Source organism: Pseudoalteromonas sp. Ld20, from assembly GCF_045064175.1.
Classification (GTDB): Bacteria; Pseudomonadota; Gammaproteobacteria; order Enterobacterales; family Alteromonadaceae; genus Pseudoalteromonas; species Pseudoalteromonas neustonica.
This window is the reverse complement of record NZ_JBISHB010000036.1, coordinates 33,224-51,466: the sequence shown is the minus strand read 5'-3', so window position 1 is coordinate 51,466 and position 18,243 is coordinate 33,224. Positions and strand designations below refer to the sequence as shown.

The 18,243-nt window shown below is 38.8% G+C and carries 14 protein-coding genes; 2 read left to right on the top strand and 12 right to left on the bottom strand.

The window, feature by feature from the left end:
* Positions 1-78: 78 nt before the first annotated feature.
* The 6 genes from ACJJVX_RS12835 to aceK all read right to left on the bottom strand — a co-directional run bounded on the left by ACJJVX_RS12835 (position 79) and on the right by aceK (position 5,754).
* A complete protein-coding gene (locus ACJJVX_RS12835; protein WP_405631751.1) occupies positions 79-981 on the bottom strand; it encodes an AraC family transcriptional regulator in 903 nt (300 codons plus the stop codon).
* A gap of 106 nt (positions 982-1,087) precedes the next feature.
* On the bottom strand, positions 1,088-1,738 hold the full coding sequence (gene lepB / locus ACJJVX_RS12830; protein WP_169328023.1) for a signal peptidase I: 651 nt from the start codon (positions 1,736-1,738) through the stop codon (positions 1,088-1,090).
* A gap of 198 nt (positions 1,739-1,936) precedes the next feature.
* Complete coding sequence (locus tag ACJJVX_RS12825) at positions 1,937-2,191, bottom strand: DUF2999 family protein (RefSeq protein ID WP_054206276.1); 255 nt, start codon at positions 2,189-2,191, stop codon at positions 1,937-1,939.
* Positions 2,192-2,254: 63 nt separating this feature from the next.
* Positions 2,255-3,217, bottom strand: coding sequence for a zinc-binding dehydrogenase (locus tag ACJJVX_RS12820; RefSeq protein WP_054206275.1), 963 nt, complete (start codon positions 3,215-3,217; stop codon positions 2,255-2,257).
* A 14-nt stretch (positions 3,218-3,231) separates the two neighbouring features.
* On the bottom strand, positions 3,232-3,624 hold the full coding sequence (locus ACJJVX_RS12815) for a hypothetical protein (RefSeq protein ID WP_054206274.1): 393 nt from the start codon (positions 3,622-3,624) through the stop codon (positions 3,232-3,234).
* A gap of 303 nt (positions 3,625-3,927) precedes the next feature.
* The gene (aceK, locus tag ACJJVX_RS12810; protein WP_405631747.1) at positions 3,928-5,754 is read right to left on the bottom strand and encodes a bifunctional isocitrate dehydrogenase kinase/phosphatase; all 1,827 of its coding nucleotides are present in this window, start codon (positions 5,752-5,754) and stop codon (positions 3,928-3,930) included.
* Positions 5,755-5,858: 104 nt separating this feature from the next.
* On the opposite strand from aceK, the gene ACJJVX_RS12805 reads away from it, so the two are divergent.
* Entirely contained in the window at positions 5,859-6,806 is a 948-nt protein-coding gene (locus ACJJVX_RS12805) for a LysR family transcriptional regulator (RefSeq protein ID WP_170174202.1), read from the top strand.
* 170 nt (positions 6,807-6,976) lie between these two features.
* Positions 6,977-7,426, top strand: coding sequence for a hypothetical protein (locus ACJJVX_RS12800; protein ID WP_405631906.1), 450 nt, complete (start codon positions 6,977-6,979; stop codon positions 7,424-7,426).
* A 1-nt stretch (position 7,427) separates the two neighbouring features.
* On the opposite strand, the gene icd is transcribed toward ACJJVX_RS12800, so the two are convergent.
* The 6 genes from icd to ACJJVX_RS12770 form a co-directional block, all read right to left on the bottom strand.
* Positions 7,428-8,687 carry an NADP-dependent isocitrate dehydrogenase gene (icd, locus tag ACJJVX_RS12795; RefSeq protein ID WP_405631744.1) on the bottom strand — a complete coding sequence of 420 codons (1,260 nt, stop codon included), beginning with the start codon at positions 8,685-8,687 and terminating at the stop codon, positions 7,428-7,430.
* A gap of 223 nt (positions 8,688-8,910) precedes the next feature.
* Positions 8,911-11,616 (bottom strand): 7TM diverse intracellular signaling domain-containing protein, encoded by a 2,706-nt coding sequence (locus ACJJVX_RS12790; RefSeq protein WP_054206271.1) that lies wholly within the window; start codon positions 11,614-11,616, stop codon positions 8,911-8,913.
* A 29-nt stretch (positions 11,617-11,645) separates the two neighbouring features.
* A complete protein-coding gene (locus tag ACJJVX_RS12785; protein WP_405631741.1) occupies positions 11,646-13,916 on the bottom strand; it encodes a TonB-dependent receptor in 2,271 nt (756 codons plus the stop codon).
* 98 nt (positions 13,917-14,014) lie between these two features.
* Positions 14,015-16,267, bottom strand: a complete 2,253-nt coding sequence (locus ACJJVX_RS12780) for an NAD(P)-binding protein (RefSeq protein WP_405631739.1) — start codon at positions 16,265-16,267, stop codon at positions 14,015-14,017.
* 11 nt (positions 16,268-16,278) lie between these two features.
* Positions 16,279-17,235: an acetoacetate decarboxylase gene (locus ACJJVX_RS12775; protein ID WP_170174207.1), complete on the bottom strand. Its 957-nt coding sequence runs from the start codon at positions 17,233-17,235 to the stop codon at positions 16,279-16,281.
* A gap of 400 nt (positions 17,236-17,635) precedes the next feature.
* A complete protein-coding gene (locus tag ACJJVX_RS12770; protein ID WP_054206267.1) occupies positions 17,636-18,187 on the bottom strand; it encodes a hypothetical protein in 552 nt (183 codons plus the stop codon).
* Positions 18,188-18,243: the final 56 nt, after the last annotated feature.

Here is an 18,243-nt window from a genome sequence, read left to right as displayed (position 1 = left end):
GTGATTAATGAGTTGTTGTATTTAATCACCGCTAAAAAATATAACTGCTCAAAAACCATCAAAAGTAACGTTTTTAAATCAATTACTTTGTTTAAATTGTTTTGGCGTTATGTTGTACTTCTTTTTAAACAATTTAATGAAATGGGAGACGTTTTCGTAACCTAAATCTGCTGCTATATGTGTGACGGTTAACTCTGTTTCTTGTAAAAGTTGGTAGGCTCGAACCAAGCGTTTCTCTTGTAGCCACTGGTTAGGCGTAACACTGTAAAGAGATTTAAAGTCTCGTGTAAATGTTGATACACTTTTACCGGATAAATTAGCTAAATCTTTAATTGTTAACTTAAGGGTATTAGGGTTATTTAGCAGCCGCGTGATATTACGCTTCGGTGGGTAAGTTGTGTGCTTTGATTGTACGAGCGTTTGATAAATAGCTTTGTCGTAAATTGCTAATAAATGCAGTAACTCTAAAAGCTTAACTTTTAACAAAGGCGCTGTATTACAGGTTCGTTTATGCAATTTTTGAATTGAATCAAAATAGGTTTTCACTAAATCATCGCATTGAATATTAAGCAACGACGTAGCGCTGACAGTCGTACTCGGCTGACTTTTATTTACTTTGTATGTGCTTAAAAATTCGCTGATCACATCCTCATCAAAAAAAGTTAAGTACGCTTTTAACGATGAGGTTGTTCTTACATAATCTGAATGCACGTTAAGCCCTTGCGGTAAAAATACAGCACTGCCAGCATGCAGCTCATGTGTTTTATTTTCAGATGTTGTAATGGTTTCTTGCCCACTTTCAATGTACACCAAACACGGTGTATTCGTATAAAATTCAACATCTACTAAATCATGGCGAAGGCTTTTATAAAAAATCCCTGTATTTGCGGTGTGTAGCAGCGGCACAACATCCGTCATTGTATAAAGTGACTGGGGTAGTACTAATATATTTTTTTTACTGTGATCAAATACGCTGTTCATTTATCACCTATAAAAACGTGCAATCAGTGTTCTTTTGTTAACATCCTGCACTGTATTTTATTCGCCGGCCGAGCATGGTAAATACGTGTAGTTGAGTATTAATTTTTTACTCTAACACTTTTAATATTCGTTCTTTACGCGGTATATAGTAATTATCGTAATTTAATGACACTATCACCCGCTGCGCTTTGCCGAGTAACTCTTTACGTGGCACTAAGCCTATCATTCTTGAATCTGCACTGTTGTCTCGGTTATCGCCCATTGCTAAATACATGTCTTCTGCGATTGTAATTGGCGCAAAGCTTTGTATGGTGGAGCGCTGCTTATCAACTTTTACAAGGTGTTTAATGCCATTTAAGTTTTCGATTCTTATTTGGTTTGTTGTGTTGTCTGTTGAGGTGTCATAACTGAGTTTTTTACCGTTAATAATTAGCTCATTATTAACTAATGCAACCGTGTCGCCAGGTACACCTATAACGCGTTTAATTAATCGATTATCAGCTGCCACTGAATCAAATACTATAATATCGCCCGCACTTGGCTCAGCTATTCTCGCAAGCGATATTTTTGTAAAAGGAACTCTTAAGTCGTAGGCCATTTTATCTGTGAGGATTCTATCACCTTCAACAATTGTTGGTTTCATCGAACCTGTAGGTACTTCATACCAATCAGCTACTGCGCTCCTAAATACACACATTAACGAAATGAAGACGATAAGTGAGCGATTATTTCGCCAAATTTTATATAGGCTTTTCATGTTAGATTATCCATAAAAGTGGGTTATATAATAGACTTGGCAAATAACCTTAGGTTCATAAAACATGTAATAAACAATGTAACAAACTATGAATACAAAAGAGGATAAAATATAGGACGATAAATAAAAGTAAAGCGCGCTTGGCGCGCTTTACTTTTATACATTACTTAGGGCTTAACGTGATTTTATTGCTTTTTATTATTGATTTTTAAACTGTGCTTTTGCTTGTTCAACTTGGCCTTGATCAATGCCAAGTGAATCAGCCGCTTCTTTAATTAAATGTGGTTGGGTCATTACGACTGCCATTAATTGCTGTAGTTTTTCAGGCGGTATACCAAGTTGTTGCACTAGCGCCATTGCCATCATAGGGTTTTGTGTAAATGCTTGAAAAAGTTCATGTACTTTTTCGTCACTTACGTTGTGCTCTTTTAGGGTTGCTATAATTGGGTTCATTGTATGCCTTGGATTGCTTTTTTCAGTTACCCTAAGTTATATGGGCAAACTTTAATTTTTAAACTACTCAACGAGTAATACAACCTTTCCTGCATTTTCGTTTCGCTCAAGTATGGTATGCGCTTTTGCTGCGTCTTGCCATGGTAGGGTTTTATAAATATTAAAATCAAACGTTTGATTGGCTATATCGTCATAAAACCTTGCTACAAACGCATCGCGCAGCTGACGTTTAAAGGTTTGGCTGCGGTTGCGAAGTGTTGAAGCATGCAATGAAATGCGTTTTTGTAATAAGCGTGCAAAATCCACTTCTGCAAAGCGCCCGTCTAAAAATGCCAACATCACAATTTGGCAATCTAATGCGGCAATGGCTGCATTTTTATTTAAATAACGCCCTGATACCGGATCAACAATCACATTTGCTGTTAAATTATGCTGTTGCATATAATCAACAAAGTCATCTGTTTTATAGTTTATGGCATGGTCCGCGCCGAGCGCTTTGCCGTGCTGACATTTTTCATCGCTCCCTGCGGTGATAACCACAATTGCACCGGTGCGTTTAGCCATTTGAATGCAGGCGCCACCTACACCGCTGGCCCCAGCATGAATAAGCACAGTGTGCCCTTGCTGCAAATTACCTAGTTGGAAAAGCGCACCAAATGCCGTTAAATACACTTCGCTAATGGCTGCACCCTGCGCCATTGTTAAACCACTCGGTAAAACCATTAATTGCGCTGCATCTACTGCTACATATTCACTATAAGCGCCACCAGCGCACAACGTAAATACCGCTTTATTAAGCCAGCTATTATCAGCATCTGCGCCAAGTTCAATGACTGTGCCGGCACATTCTAATCCTAATATGGGGCTATCGCCTTGCGGAGCTGGGTATTTACCTTGTCGCTGCATGCAATCGGCGCGATTAACGCCTATCGCAGCCACTTTAATCAATACTTCGTGCGCTTTTAATTGCGGTTTAACGGTTTCGCTGAGTGATAATTGCGCATGTTGATGGGAAATAAATTGCATAGGTGCTCCCTTTATTAATCGATTTTACGCCATACTTCGGCTTCAATTAACTTACCATTTTCAGTTAAAGAATGATGCCACAAGTTCCCTTCAATTTTATAATCAAAGGCCATTGTTTTACCAAGTAATGAGGGGATATTGCCATATGCGAACGTCTCAACAAACTGTTCATTTTTTAAAGTGTATTGCCCGCCACCAGCATAGTGGAACTTGCCATTTTTTTGGGTAATATAGTTAAAATGCGTTGCAGTAATCAGTTTTACTGAGGTCAGCTCTGGTGCTTTAGCACTCACAAACCCATCTTCAACGGCGTATTTGCCTTGCACAAACTCCCAGCTGCCTAATAGTGGATTAGCCACTGCTATTGGCGAAGCAATTAATAAACTTGCTAACAATAAAGATTTCATACTATTTCCTTGGTTTTATTTTGAGGAATAATATACCCTTTTTCGCACCCAACATTCATTAGACTTTAATAGTGGTATTACTATACCCAAATCACCTCAAGATGCAGGATTCAGCGTTTCACAGGGGCTTAATATCAAGGCGTTACTTTGCAACAATGGCAGTCCCTTTTAAGAAGTAACAACGATGAGAGTAAGCGCCTGTGAAACGCCCAATGGGTTGGTTTAAAAGCGATTTATACTGTGTTATTGATTTTAACAAGGGAACAACCATTATTTGCAATCAATGCCTTGTCTAAATCGCTTTTAACTCCAACTGCAACTCGCATCTTGAGGTGGTTTGGGTATAAAGCGCCAACTTTGTTTATAAGGGTACACATCAGCCAGATGCCCTGCATTGATTTGGTTTTGACATTGCTGCCAAAATTCAGGGCTGAATAAATTGTGATGTTGCTGGCAAAAATAACTAAACGCCTGCCTGTTTGCGCTAAAAAAAACGTTAAATTGACTTGGAAATACGTCGTTTTCGGCTACATCAAAATAGCTTTCGCTACTGATCTCATCAAAGCTATTTTGGCTCGTTGGTAAATCTCTAAATTCGCAATCTGTTAATGGGCATATTTCATCGTAATCATAAAACACCACACGGCCCCAACGTGTCACGCCAAAATTTTTCATCAGCATATCACCAGGAAAAATATTAGCCTCAGCTAAATCTTTAATTGCTTTACCGTAATCGTGCATTACGTTACTAAGCTGTTTGTTGTCACACTGATTAATGTATAAATTAAGCGGGGTCATTTTACGCTCAACGTACACATGTTTTAGCACGAGCGCTTTATTTGAAATTGCCATGCTGTTGCCAATACTCGCGCGCATTTGCTCAAGCAGTTCATCGCTAAAACGGCTTAAATCAAATGCCAAATAGCGAAACTCATGCGTGTCGACTAAACGCCCTACTCTGTCGGCTTGTTTTACAAAATCGTATTTTGCCATTACTTGTGCTTTAGTGGATGTTTTGGGTGCGCTAAATCTATCTTTGATCACCTTGTAAACATAATCAGAGTGCGGTGTCGTAAATACCAGCATCACCATACCTGGAGTCCCTGGGGCAATAATGTACTTATCGTGTGTGGGGCTATTTTTAGTCGTGTCTACTTTGTAACGGTAAAATTCAGTTTTAGCGTGTTTAATAAAACCTATGGCATTAAATAACTCAAATCGTTGCTTATGTGGCATTAACACTGACAGGTAATCTACATAACGGGCTGGTTGATCTGTATCAACCATAAAATAAGTACGTGCAAAGCCAAACAGTAAACTGAGTTGATCAGCCCCCATCATCACAGCATCAAGCTTTAAGCCATTTTCAGTATGTAATATCGCCACTGCAAAAGGCATATTATCGCCATTTTTAGCAATGCATCGGCCAATTAAATAACAGGCTTTATTTCTAAAAAATAATGAATTAGCGTATTCAATAAAACCATCATTTAGATTCATCAATTCATATACTTGGCGACATTGCTGCTTTGCTCCTAGTGTTAAAGTACGCTGTAAAGCATCAACATCCTTGTGTAAATCTGTAAATTTAACCCGAAAAGCTTGGCGATAAATTAGTTGTGCTACAGCATGAGTAAAGCCATTTTGTAATGAAATTCGGCTCACTAAATTGTCAAATGGTCTTGGTTTAGCGCGGTACTTAGCTTTTAAAACAAACAAATGAACAGTGCGTATTTTTTTATCGTCCCAAATAGAGCCAAATGTTGAATTAAAAAATGTGTGCGCAATGGGCTGGTTTTCGTGATTTTCGACCATTTCTCCATAAATGTGTTTTGCTTGCTCCCATAGCCGTGGGTCATGTAGTTCTTTAAAAGCAATTATTCGCACTGCATTACTCACGCTTTTAACTTGGCGCTCATACACTTGTAAGCGCTCGCGCATTGCTGATTGCACATCTAACCATTGTCGTTGCTCAAAGCGACTTTGTGCACCCAAGGTAATATTTAAAAATGCAGCAAACATGCCTTCAAACCCAGCAAATACAGCCCGTGCTAGTTTAGTTGCAATAACATGCTCTATGGCATCATTCGGTGAAGCCGCTAACAGTGTTTGTGTGTTTTGTTTGGGCATATTTTTATCACTTATGGTGGCTATGTAATTTTATGGGTTTACACACCTTAGCAAGCAGGCTTTAATTTAGATAATTAATACAGCGAATGAATAAGATTGATCAAATGAATATAAGAAATGTCGATCTCAATCTACTGGTGTACTTAAATGTACTCATAGATGAGCAAAATGTCTCTAAGGCGGCAAATAAATTAGCGTTAACACAGCCTGCAATGAGTAATGCACTCAAGCGTTTACGTGATTTATTTGACGACCCGCTACTTGTTCGCGCCGCAGGCTCTATGACTCCGACTGCAAAAGCCTTAAGCTTAAAGCCAGAAATAGAGGCGTTGTTAAAAATGGCCGAGGCAATTACTCAGCCCAGTGATGTTTTTGATCCTACTACTGCACACATGACATTTAGAGTGATGGCAAATGACTATTTAGAATCAACCTTAATCGCTCCATTTATAACCGCACAGCTTAATAAACACCCAGGACTTAATTTTGATGTACTCAGTCCTAGCGATGTAAACCTGCAAGATATGGAAAAAGGCACTATTGATTTAGCGATTAATCGCTTTAATGGTTTGCCGCGATCTTTTCATCAATCCAGTGTGTGGCGGGATAATTATTGCTGTTTAATGCACCCTGCAAACCCCTTTTTACAGCAGCCCAATTTAAACCAATATTTGGCCTCAGAACACATTTGGGTTAATCGTGCTGGCTGGGGGGCTGAAGCTGCGGTTACTAATAAATCAGGGAGCCAAAAATTAGGCTGGGTAGATGAGGCACTCTGGCAATTAGAGCAGACCCGCCATATTAGGGTGTTTACCCGTCATTACATGGTGGCAAGTTTATTGTGCCAATCTCCCCAGCTAATCGCAACATTACCAAGACGACAAGCAATGCTACTAACCAAACACACTGACTTAGTGATCAGCCCTGTACCATTTCAAATAGTGCCTATAGAGGTAAAAATGATCTGGAGCCCACTACTGCACCATGCAAGCCCGCATCAATGGTTACGCAGAGAATTACAAAATTTTGCTGCAACAATTGCGGATCGCTGAGATTGTTCAAACCAATCTTTAAAAACTTATGCTACGATTCAATCCAATTCACGATATTGATTAAATCAATATCAGTTATTGAAAACAACAATTTCATAAATAGTGTTCTTAGGGCTAGAGTGAAGTCATACCAAATGAGTTAGCCACTAAAATTAAGAGACAACATTATGATGCAAACTACAGCAAGCTTTACCCAACAAGACGGATTATTCATCGATGGTCATTTACATGCTTTTATTGAGCAACAGCTATGTAAAAAAATGACGATAGATTGTGACGATGTGTATCAGGCATTAGCCACATTAGTTGATGAGTTTGGTTGCCAGTGCCGTAAAAACAAACACCTTGAAGATGATAGCTTAGACGTGCAAACATTATTGCATGCGTACAAAGTTGAACATAATCATCCTCATTGTCATGTTGATGCGCAAACAACAACCGCGGTACTCGATGAATATTGTTGCCAGGTGCCTGCAATCATTGTGGTTGCGTTAATGGATACCCTAAGCGGCACACCTAGCGATGAACATGATGCAAAGGCTATTTATCACCGTGCTGCAACCCTTGTTAACCGCCCTTGTATGTATCGTGCAGAACTTAGTAACGCCAATGCAGCCTAAGCTATGAGTGCTTTAAATGCTCGATTATCCTTTGTGTAAAATCACTGCAACTTAGGGTAGTCGAGTTATGTGGATCTTCTTGTAAATCAAAGGTCAATTCACCCGCTGCAAATGTGTATTGCAAAGCACGCTCTATCTGATCTGCTGCTTCATGCCACTTCATAAATCGTAGCATCATTACCGCACTTAAAATGCTACTTGTTGGATTAGCGCTATTTTGACCAGCTATTCGCTCAAAAGTCCCGTGCGTTGGTTCAAAAAAAGCCACTTCATTATTTAAGTTTGCCGCAGGCATGATGCCAATCCCTCCCACTTGTGCTGTTAGCATATCAGCTAAATAGTCACCATTTTGATTGGTTGTCACGACCACATCAAATTGCTCAGGGTTCATCAGCGCTTGTTGATGCATGTTATCAGCAATCACTTCTTTAATAACCAGTGGTGCTAAGCCTTCTCGCGGAATTTCAAGCCAACGACCATTACTATGTGGTACTGCTGAAAACTCATTCTGTGCAAGCGCAAAACCCCAGCGTTTGAATGCACCATCAGTAAATTTAAGCACATTACCTTTATGCACAACAGTGACTGAGTCACTTTTTTGCTCCAGCGCATAATTAATTGCATAGCGAACTAAACGCTGTGACCCTTCTTTGGAGATATTCTTAATGCCAATACCACATTGCTGATCAAAGCGTAGACGAGTAACGCCCATTTCTTGACATAAAAAGTCCAACATTTTTTCAGCTTCAACACTGCCAGCTTGCCATTCTATGCCAGAATAAATATCTTCTGAGCTATCGCGGATCACCACAATGTTAGTTTTTTCAGGATGTTTCAGTGGCGAAGGTAATACACTGTAGCCTTTAATAGGCCGCATATTGACAAACAAATCCATTTCATGACGAAGGGCTACATTGAGTGAACGAAAACCACCACCAATCGGTGTGGTTAAAGGGCCTTTTATAGCAATTTTAAACTGCCTAACAGCATGTATTGTTTCTTGCGGAAACCAATCACCATCGTAAAGCTGCGCTGCTTTTTCACCATTGAACACTTCCATCCAGTGAATTTTACGCTGTCCTTGGTAACACACATCAACAGCGTGATTTACCACTTTTCGCATACAGGGTGATATATCTTGCCCAACGCCATCACCATCAATATAAGCAATAATAGGTTGTAGAGGAATATGCCATTGGCCTTGTTCATCAATGCTAATCTGTTCGCCATTTGGCGGCACGTCAATATGTTGATAGCCCATAATATTCCTATGTGTTTGTATAAAAAACATAACAATTAAACCATGCTTATAATGATCTGTCGTAGTTAGAGCATCTATAGTTACTATTCAACAATAAAATAATCATGCTAAAACAGTTTTTTGTTGAGCGGTATGTGAACAAAATGCTGAGGACAATAAATCTTTTGGGTTAACGCTCAGTAGCAGATCGCGTGGCTGTGGGGTCACAGTCTAAATAATAAATTCATTGTTTAACTGGGGATATAATCGAGTCCATTTTAGCTAATAATCCATTAACTAAACGACTATCCAAGGTGATGCTATCTGCTTTGAGCGACTTATCTAAACAAACAGCTTGCTGATAAAGCGCATCGCAATCAAACATCCCTGCTGTCCCTTTTATCATATGAATACTTTTTGCTAACCCATCTATATCACCGCTGCCAAACTGGGCCGCAATGGTATCTCTTTGATTTTTTAACCCTTCAATATACGTTTTTTTCAACGCATCAAATTCATGATCAGGCAATTTAACTTCTTCGTGCATTTCTATATCAAGATAACTGGCAATTTTATGGCTAAACTGACTGCGATCTATTGGTTTTGCAATGTGATCAACAAATCCTTGTTTTAGATAACGATCAATCTCATTTTTCATCGTATTTGCCGTCAATGCAACTATTGGTGTTGTTAAACCCGTCGCCTGCATCATATGAATAGCTTGCTCACCATCCATCACTGGCATTTGAATATCCAATAAAATTAAATCAAATTGATTATCAAGTGTTGCTTGCACTGCATCTTGCCCGTTTTCCACTGCCGTAACTGTTAACCCCATACGCTGTAAAATACGCTCGATTAACTGACGGTTCTCAGGGTGATCTTCAGCAACGAGTACTTCACCCACTAAGTTGCGTTGGCATTGTGAAGAGACTAAATCTTTTGGTTGCTCAATTGATATATCTTCAAAGCTGTTAACCCAGCGTGTTTTTTCAGTTATTTGTAACGCTAAAGCTAGGCTAAACTCACTACCGCTGCCTACTTCAGAATGAACGCTGATATCACCATCTAATTTTTGAGCCAAACTTTTTGATATATTTAAGCCTAATCCAGTTCCACCATATTTACGCGTGTTCGTTGCATCAGCTTGGTAAAATGGGGTAAATAACTCTTGCTGCTCAGCAAGGGTCATACCGATGCCCGTGTCTTTGACTTTGATCCACAATTGATCTTTTTCACAACTTACTGATAGTTCTATATTTCCAACGGTCGTAAATTTAATCGCATTAGCAGCAAGATTTAATAGTATTTGCCGTAAGCGTGTTGGATCAGAAATAATCCAATCAGGTAAAGGAAATTCATAATTTACATTAAATTTTAGGCCTTTATCTCTAATTTGTTTACCAAGTATAGATTCAATATGCGCAATGGTTGAAAATAAATCAGTTTCAACTAACGATATTTCTAATCGGTTTGCTTCAATTTTTGACATATCTAAAATATCATTAATTAAGCCTAAGACGTGCCGACTATTTTGCAAAATAACGCGAATACCGTGATTACGCTCGTGAGGCTTTATGTCCCCTAAAATGATCCCATCTGCATAGCCAATAATAGATGTCATAGGGGTACGAATTTCATGGCTCATATTCGCTAAGAAACGACTTTTTGCTTCACTTGCATCCCTTAGCTCTTCAGCTAACTGTTCAAGCTCTTGTGTGCGCAGCTGCACTTTTTGCTCTAAATTTTTAGTTAACTCAACATTATCGTCATGTAAAAGGCTAAATTTATTTGCAACTGCAAATGCCAAGAGCATCGCATCCAGTGATGTACCTATAAGACCCAGTAAATACAAATCAATCGCTATAGGAGGTATCAAACCTAGGTTAGTCAGATTCCCAACCATATTAGGGATCGCCATAGCAAGGTAAGCCATTACAAAATAACGCGCTGGTTTAAACCCACTCATCCAGCTTCGCACACCAATAAACATGCCTAAGCATAAGGTTGCACCGGTAACAAAAGTGGCCCATATAAAACCAAAACCAGGCCATAAAATTGCAAATGGTACGCCTAACGTAGCAACCGCCCCGAGTAATAACGACGCAATGGATAATCTCGGTGAGGTTTCTTTAAGCTTAAGTAAGCTGTTATAAAATAAGATGTTTGTAAGGGGAATAAGCGTAAAGCCTAACCAATGCAAATGTGCATTGTAATAGCCAAATATTTGATCCGGAATATGGAAAAACTGACTCCATGCAAACACCCAACATGCAGTAAACATTGCATAATAAAGGTGTGTCACATCGCGCGCACCAAAATAAATCAGTAAATTATATAACCCTAGAGCAATCCCCACCCCAAAACACAACAGCATTATCATGTTCTGTAAGGTAATTTGAGGAAAAAAATCATCGTAAGGTTTTAAAACTAATTTAGGCGGAGTATAAAAGTAGTCACTTTCAAATTTAGTGACTAATACATAACGCTTCCCTGGGATCAGCGTTATTTTATTACCGTATTGAAATGCGAATTCATTTTTTTCTAAGCCACCTGTAATATAACGTGCTACAGGTGCGCTAGGCGTATCGAGATCATAAATACGTGTTTCAACCCTAGACACCAACGTATTATATGGATACAGGACTAATTCAGTTAATTTAGTTTGGTTTTCTAAAGGTAAAACAAGCCAATAACTACCACCAAAATAGGTTGTACGATTTTGCGGCTTTTTATTTAAGATCCACGTTTCGAGCTCGTCACTTGTGCGCGCAAAACCACTGTGATTACTTTGCAACACAGAACCTACTTGCAAAAGATTGGTTTCATGCTGCTGTTCATCATAAATGAAAAGATCAGGCATACTCGCCGCAGTCGCTGTACCGCAATACAGCAAACTAAAAAGCATAAATATTATTACTTTAAGGCTTAAGGCTGCCTTTACTTCCATATAACGCACCTTAATCTATCTGCATGTTTTTAAAACTGATAGCTAACATCAAGCCCATACCGGCGACCTTCACCTTTAAAGTCTTCTAGCATACCTAAGAATGGGCCTAAATCAAATTTCAAATGAGAGTAATGCGTTTCAAATAAATTTTTTCCCCACAATATCATTGACCACTGATCCATCTGATAACGAATATTACCGTTAACTAAACTATAGCCGTCTTGAAAGGCATAGGGGTTTTGGTTCTGATCAAAGTAATAATCAGATTGATAATCAATAACCAGTTGAGTTGTTAGTGGATTATTTGCAAGCTCAAATGCATACTCTATCGCTGCCGAAACATTCCACTTAGATGTAAAAGGTAGGCGGTTATTGGTCAAACTATTGCCAAGTGGATCTACAAACTCTTCAAACTCGGCATGCGGTATATAACCCAGTGAAAAACGCATTGATAATGCATCATTGGCTTTATAATCAAACTCTGCTTCTAAACCGTAAATAGTAGAATCACCAACGTTTTCTAACAGCTGAACTGGCGGGCTTTGTGGCGATGCTGATGGTTGATTCATAAATACTTGTTGATCATTATAATCATAATAAAATGCAGCCCAATTCATTCGCACACCGTGCTCAGGCCACCAAGATTTAGTACCAACTTCATGGGAGTTTAGGCGTTCTTTATCATAGGCGGCCAACTCAGCTTGCTCTGGTGATGATAAAAACCCACCATTATAACCCCCGCTTTTTGCACCGTTTGCAAACCTATAATATGTGTTTGTGGTCTCACTTAGTTGATAATTTACAGACAACTGTCCTGAAAACCCGTTGTCGCTTTGCTCTCCTTTCACATGATAAAAAGGCACTATAGCGCCTTCTAGGTCGCTAGGATCAACAATGGCATTTAATTGAGAGAGTGAATCGTACTCCAGTGATTCATACGAATAACGAAGCCCTGCCGCAATCCACCACTTCGTACTTAGCTGATAATCAAGTTGGCTAAACAAAGCAAGACTTTGCGTATCAATTTGATTGTCGTAATAAAATGTTGCAGTTAAATTTGTGGGCAAAATACCACGATAATCACGTAATATATCATTTACATTATTTTGCTTTATCGATTCGTCAGCAAAATAAATTCCAGTTGTGAGAGTATGATCACCAAATTGTGTTGCTAAACGTAACTCTTGAGTAATAAAGTCTGTATCTAGCCCTAATGAACCTTCACAAAGACGCTGTGGAGAACCATCACAATTAAACGCATGGTCTCGCTCCAACTGATTATAACTTGATATGGAGACGAGCTCATTTTCAGAATTTATTTGCCAGTTTAAATGTGCACTAAAACCTTTACCGTCGCTTTTATGAGGCGAGTCATTATTTACGCTCACGGTATAAAAGTCGTCGCTGCCATCGTTAAAACCAAAATTATCAAAGCAATTTTGAGAGCCCGCTTGTTCAACAGAGCACGGCTGCAATGTTAGCGGATTAGCTACAATCCCAATACTCCCCACAGGCTGTACAATTCCTTGCCAATCTTCAATGTGTCCTTTTAATAATAGTTGAACATTGTCAAAGTCGGTTAACAAAGAAATACGCGCATTTGTTTGTTGCATACCTGCGGTAGGTGATTGAGTATAAATGTTTTTTGTAGAATACTCATAGTCTTGATGATTAAGCGCCACGCGCAAAGCGCTATTTTCGCTAATTTGAGTGTTATACATACCATCAAGAGTTACTGAATTATTATTGCCAGCACCAACACTCAGGTAACCCGTTTGGGCAAACTCAGGGCGTTTTGTACGAATCAATATCGCCCCACCGGTAGAGTTTCTACCAAATAATGTTCCTTGGGGACCACGCAGTATATCCACTTGCTCAATATCAAAAAAGTTAACTATTTGATTGCTCGCAGAGCCAACCGCCACGTCGTCAACGTATATTGCCACTGGCGATGTATTCGCAGTATTATAATCTACTAAACCAACCCCACGAATGTTAACTGCCGGCGGTGTGCCTTCAGCTGCGTTTTGACTAATTTTTACATTAGGTGCGAATACTGAAAGCTCTGTCGTGTCTTTGTAATGTTGAGATGTTAATGCCTCTCCTTTTACATGACTGACCGCAATACTTACTTTTTCAATCGCTTGAGCGCGTTTTTGCGCATACACTTCTATCACTTCCATGTTACTTTTTGACACCACAGCAGCTTCATTTTGCGCCTGAAGACTCAATGGCAAAATTAAACTTGATGAACACAATAACAACACATGATTTGAAATTGGTTTGCATAGGCTTTTCATTCGTAACAGACCTTTATCCTAGGAGTATGTAAATATACTGTAATTATTTATAATTATAGACTAATTAATTACTAAAAGTAGTCTAAATATCAGTAACTTTAGGTAGTTTTTGTCGGCTCAAATGCATTTTCTCCACTTATATATTGTGGATATCCACATAATGCTCGCGCTGTCTGCATTCCTGCCATAACAGCCGCTTCAACACAACCGGCATTCACACCCGTTTTGATCCAATCCCCTGTTATAAATAAATTACTAAACTGCGTACCATCCGTCGCTAAACGATACTGGCTCGAACCTGCTACAGACAAAACATAGCGTTCACTCGGGTCAACATTAACTCGCCAATATTGTTGATCTAAACGCGCTTTGCCTGACACATCATTTGCATATAATACTGACCAATCAAAGCCATTTTGATCATAAGCTAATGGCCATAATGGCTGCATATTAGTCGTTACCAATTGTGTTAAATTCGTTTTTACATCAGCTTTTGCTCGCGCTGGGAACGTGTGGTCACTTTGTGGTGGATATTCTGCACAGGCAAAGGCACTGCAAAAATAGGCAATGTTTTTTGGACTGTTATTCAATGGCCATTGCTCTTTGTCTACTAAGTTTTGCATTGCAGCCCACGTGTCAAATGGTTCGCTAAAACCACTTAAAATCGGCCCTTCTTCGCTTGGCGGCATATACTCCCAACCAAGCTGCTGATCTGTTTTATTTAACCAAAGCTGGCTGGCTTGCGTTGCTACCGTAAGAACATTTTTAGCTTGTGCAGCAAATGCATCATCAATAGCTAATAAACGCGGGCAAATATGTTCCAATGATGCAACAGAAACACCAAGAATAAGTTGATCAAAATCGTGTTTGAAACGCAATGTTTTGTGAGGCAATGGCTGACCAAATTCAGCTTGATAACGACTTGGCCAGTCTGTCCAAAAAGACTCTAAATTAATATTATATTGCTGTAATAGCGTCGCTTGCGCTGTATTAATTTGATTATAAAGGGGCTCACTTGGCCAGCAAGGTAAACTTTTAACATCAACAAGGGGTTGATACTCAGTATTATTTTTCAGTTCAACCTGTTGTTGCAATTCAATTTCTGTTACACAACGCTTACCATTACTATCATAGCCAGGCGTAATATTTTGAAGTTGATGGAAAAACTCAAACTTAACCCCTCTTTGCTTTAAGAGCTCATAAAGTGGTGAAAAAATCACATCCCCCATTCCAGCCTGCATTTTCCACATAACACCACCACGATAGCATAATGCGATTCTCAACATTGCTAATGCTGCAACCCCAGCTTCTACATTCGGTTTGCTAAAATCCCCTTTAGGGTATGCAAACACTAAATCATAAAACCCACGCACAGGGGCCGAATCCACACTGTATTGTTTATTCGCGCCATTTTTTAGCAGCCATTGGCGAAAATCATACTTATTAATAACACCAAAACCATCACGGTAAACTTTGTCTTTGATTAGCCCGACAAGCATTGCAATTGCAAGATCAGCACAAATATATAAGCGTCTTAATTGTGCATTTTCATCCATTAACTCTGTCAATTCTTGATTAAGCCAGCGCTTTAACTTTCTGACGATATACCAAATTACTAAGCTATCTTTTTTCTCAGATATTTGAGGCTGTAATGTATTTTTATTTTGTGTAAATTCATTTAATTTATCGACCAGTAAGCTGGGCGTTGATGTGATCTCTTGACTTAAGTTTTGTATATCATGTGTAAACGTTTTCCACGCATCACTGCCATCAGTGGCTAGCTCTTGAACATGTTGGTATAGGTGTTGTAGTAAATATTTATCACGTGTTTTTTTAGTTGTTAATTGTGTACTTTTAGCTTGTTGATTTGCTGCAATTTCTAGTTGCGGGATCCATTTTTTTAACCACGCAAGGGTCATTTTAATAAAATCCCATGCTGTAATATCTAAACTGCCGTTTGCAGGGTTACCCGGTAAAACAGGAAAATCAATTGGCCACGTTTCCCACTCATTATCTATATGCTCTTCTAAGGCAATAAAACTATGTGGTTTAAACGCTTGTTGCCACGTGCTTAATGCGCATGTTGTAGGGCGATTTAATTTATTGTAAACCGTTTCGATTGCTTTAAAGCTGTTTACATATGCTCCAAACCAAACATGTAAACCATGTTCTTCTATACGCTCGCCCATCGCTGCATTTCGCCCACTCGCTCCTTTTCCCCCTAAACGCCACCCTTGCTGATAAACAGTAATTTCGCGATGCTGCTGCCAATCATCTTGCTCAGTCAAATACAACGCAGCAGTCATAGCAGCAACCCCACCACCGATAATGGCTATTTTTTCATTACTCATACTATTTTCCTTTATAGAGGGAGGACTTGAGAAGCTTCAAGTTGGTCAAAATCCATGCATATATAAAAAGGTAAATACACATCTTGTGGGCCTACTTTTAAGCCAAACATTTCAGCCAATGGAAAACTATCCAACTGCTCTATTTGTAATTGAAAGTCTGGCTTTAAGAATTTAAATTTATGGATTTCTTTAATTTCTGATGGCGAGTGCATCACAGCTTGATATACCGCTAATTTGCCTTGACCATCTGGGAATTGCTTAAATAATATTTGGTCCATTTGTGGATTAACAAACCCACTAAGCAATTGCTTTAATAAGGAAAAGTCTATACCCATGTGTTCCCCATCAAACAAATTTGCCACACGATCACCAAAATCTTCCAACGTTGATAAAACACTTTCGTTATTTTCTTTAGCTGTGGTTGTTAAGGAAAGTAGCTGGTGTGTCTCTAATTTAGATGATGGAGAGAAATGTTTAAAGCAATCTAGCGATAATGAAAAATCAGTTAGTTTGTTAACAGAGCTAGGCATTTTATATTCACACATATATTTATTGTAGCCCCATGTCTCTCGTCCATTTATGAGTGCATAAATATTATTGACACAAATAAATGCTGGGTACCAATAAAGATGCGTAATATCTTCATCATCTCCTTGCTTTTCTACCTTTACAACTGGCAACCAAACAATAATATCTGTTTCTTGCATCCAACCATGTTCGTTAAAAGGTGGTGTTAATGAGGCGATTTTTTCAATATCAGTAAATGTCAGTAGCGCGTACTCACCCAGCCCTTTAAAGTAAGTGTCCTCTGTTGCTACTGTATTAAGTGTATTACTTATATACGCTTGAACTTTTGTTTGATCTATTTTTATAAAAAAGCCATACATGTTTGCATTAGTCATCCGACATGGCGGCTTTGCTACAGGGTTAGATAAGAAGTGACGATATAGCTTATGTTGGTCAGTCATATAATAAATTAATCTAAGTTAAAAACTTAGTATAGCCATACAACTAATCAATATACTAGTTTGTAGCATTTAATTAATACAATACAACTAGGGCGTGTTGACCTTTGTGGATTGAAATTTGTTCAACCTAGGGGTGATTTAATCGCGGCGCGAGGTTTGTAACCTAGCGGGCTAAGTAAAAACCGAGCAAAGCTTCCGCGTCCTGCTCACGCCCCTTACCTACATCCGTGTAGGTAACAAAGAGTTAATCACCCCTAGGAAAAACCCTTTGGGCAGCGCATATTTGGCATTTATACTGCGTTATCGCCTATTTATGGGGAACAACCACACATCATAGGCGCTGCCTTGCCTAAATACCAAATAGACTGCTGCAAAATTAATCATGAAAGGTCAACACGCCCTATAAGTCATCACTAAACAGTCGTTTACTAAAATATAAGTAACCTTGATTATCAAAATTATTTGATAATGGATTCATAAAGCCATGACCATAGTCACACTGAAAACAGCTGACGTTCGCTTTTGTTTGTAGGCTTGTGATAATAACGCTCACATCAAAATGTGCCTCTTGATAAGGAAATATCAATTCGCATGGTATTGTTGCTGGTAAATTTAAATTATAACGAATTTGATTTGGATAAAATGCCACGAGCTTTTTGATATAGCGATTTTTAGTACATGCTTGGCTACGCCATGCGGCTGCCCCCCCAGCACTAAAACCAATAATTGTGGTATCCGTTTTTATATTATCTAACACTTTATTTAGTTTTTGAAAATAACCGTCATGCCCACACTGAGATATAAACTGTTGATATTGCAGCTCCTCGTCAATAACGGGCTGTAGTTGAGCATCGTATGGATCTACAATAATAAACTCACCATTCAACGCTTGTGCAAACTGTGTCAAATATGATGTTTTTCCAAAAATATCACTCACAATAATGTAATTCATCTATTGTCCTCGCTTTTTCGTGCCTCAAAATACAGTATTTATAATTAAAAAACTAT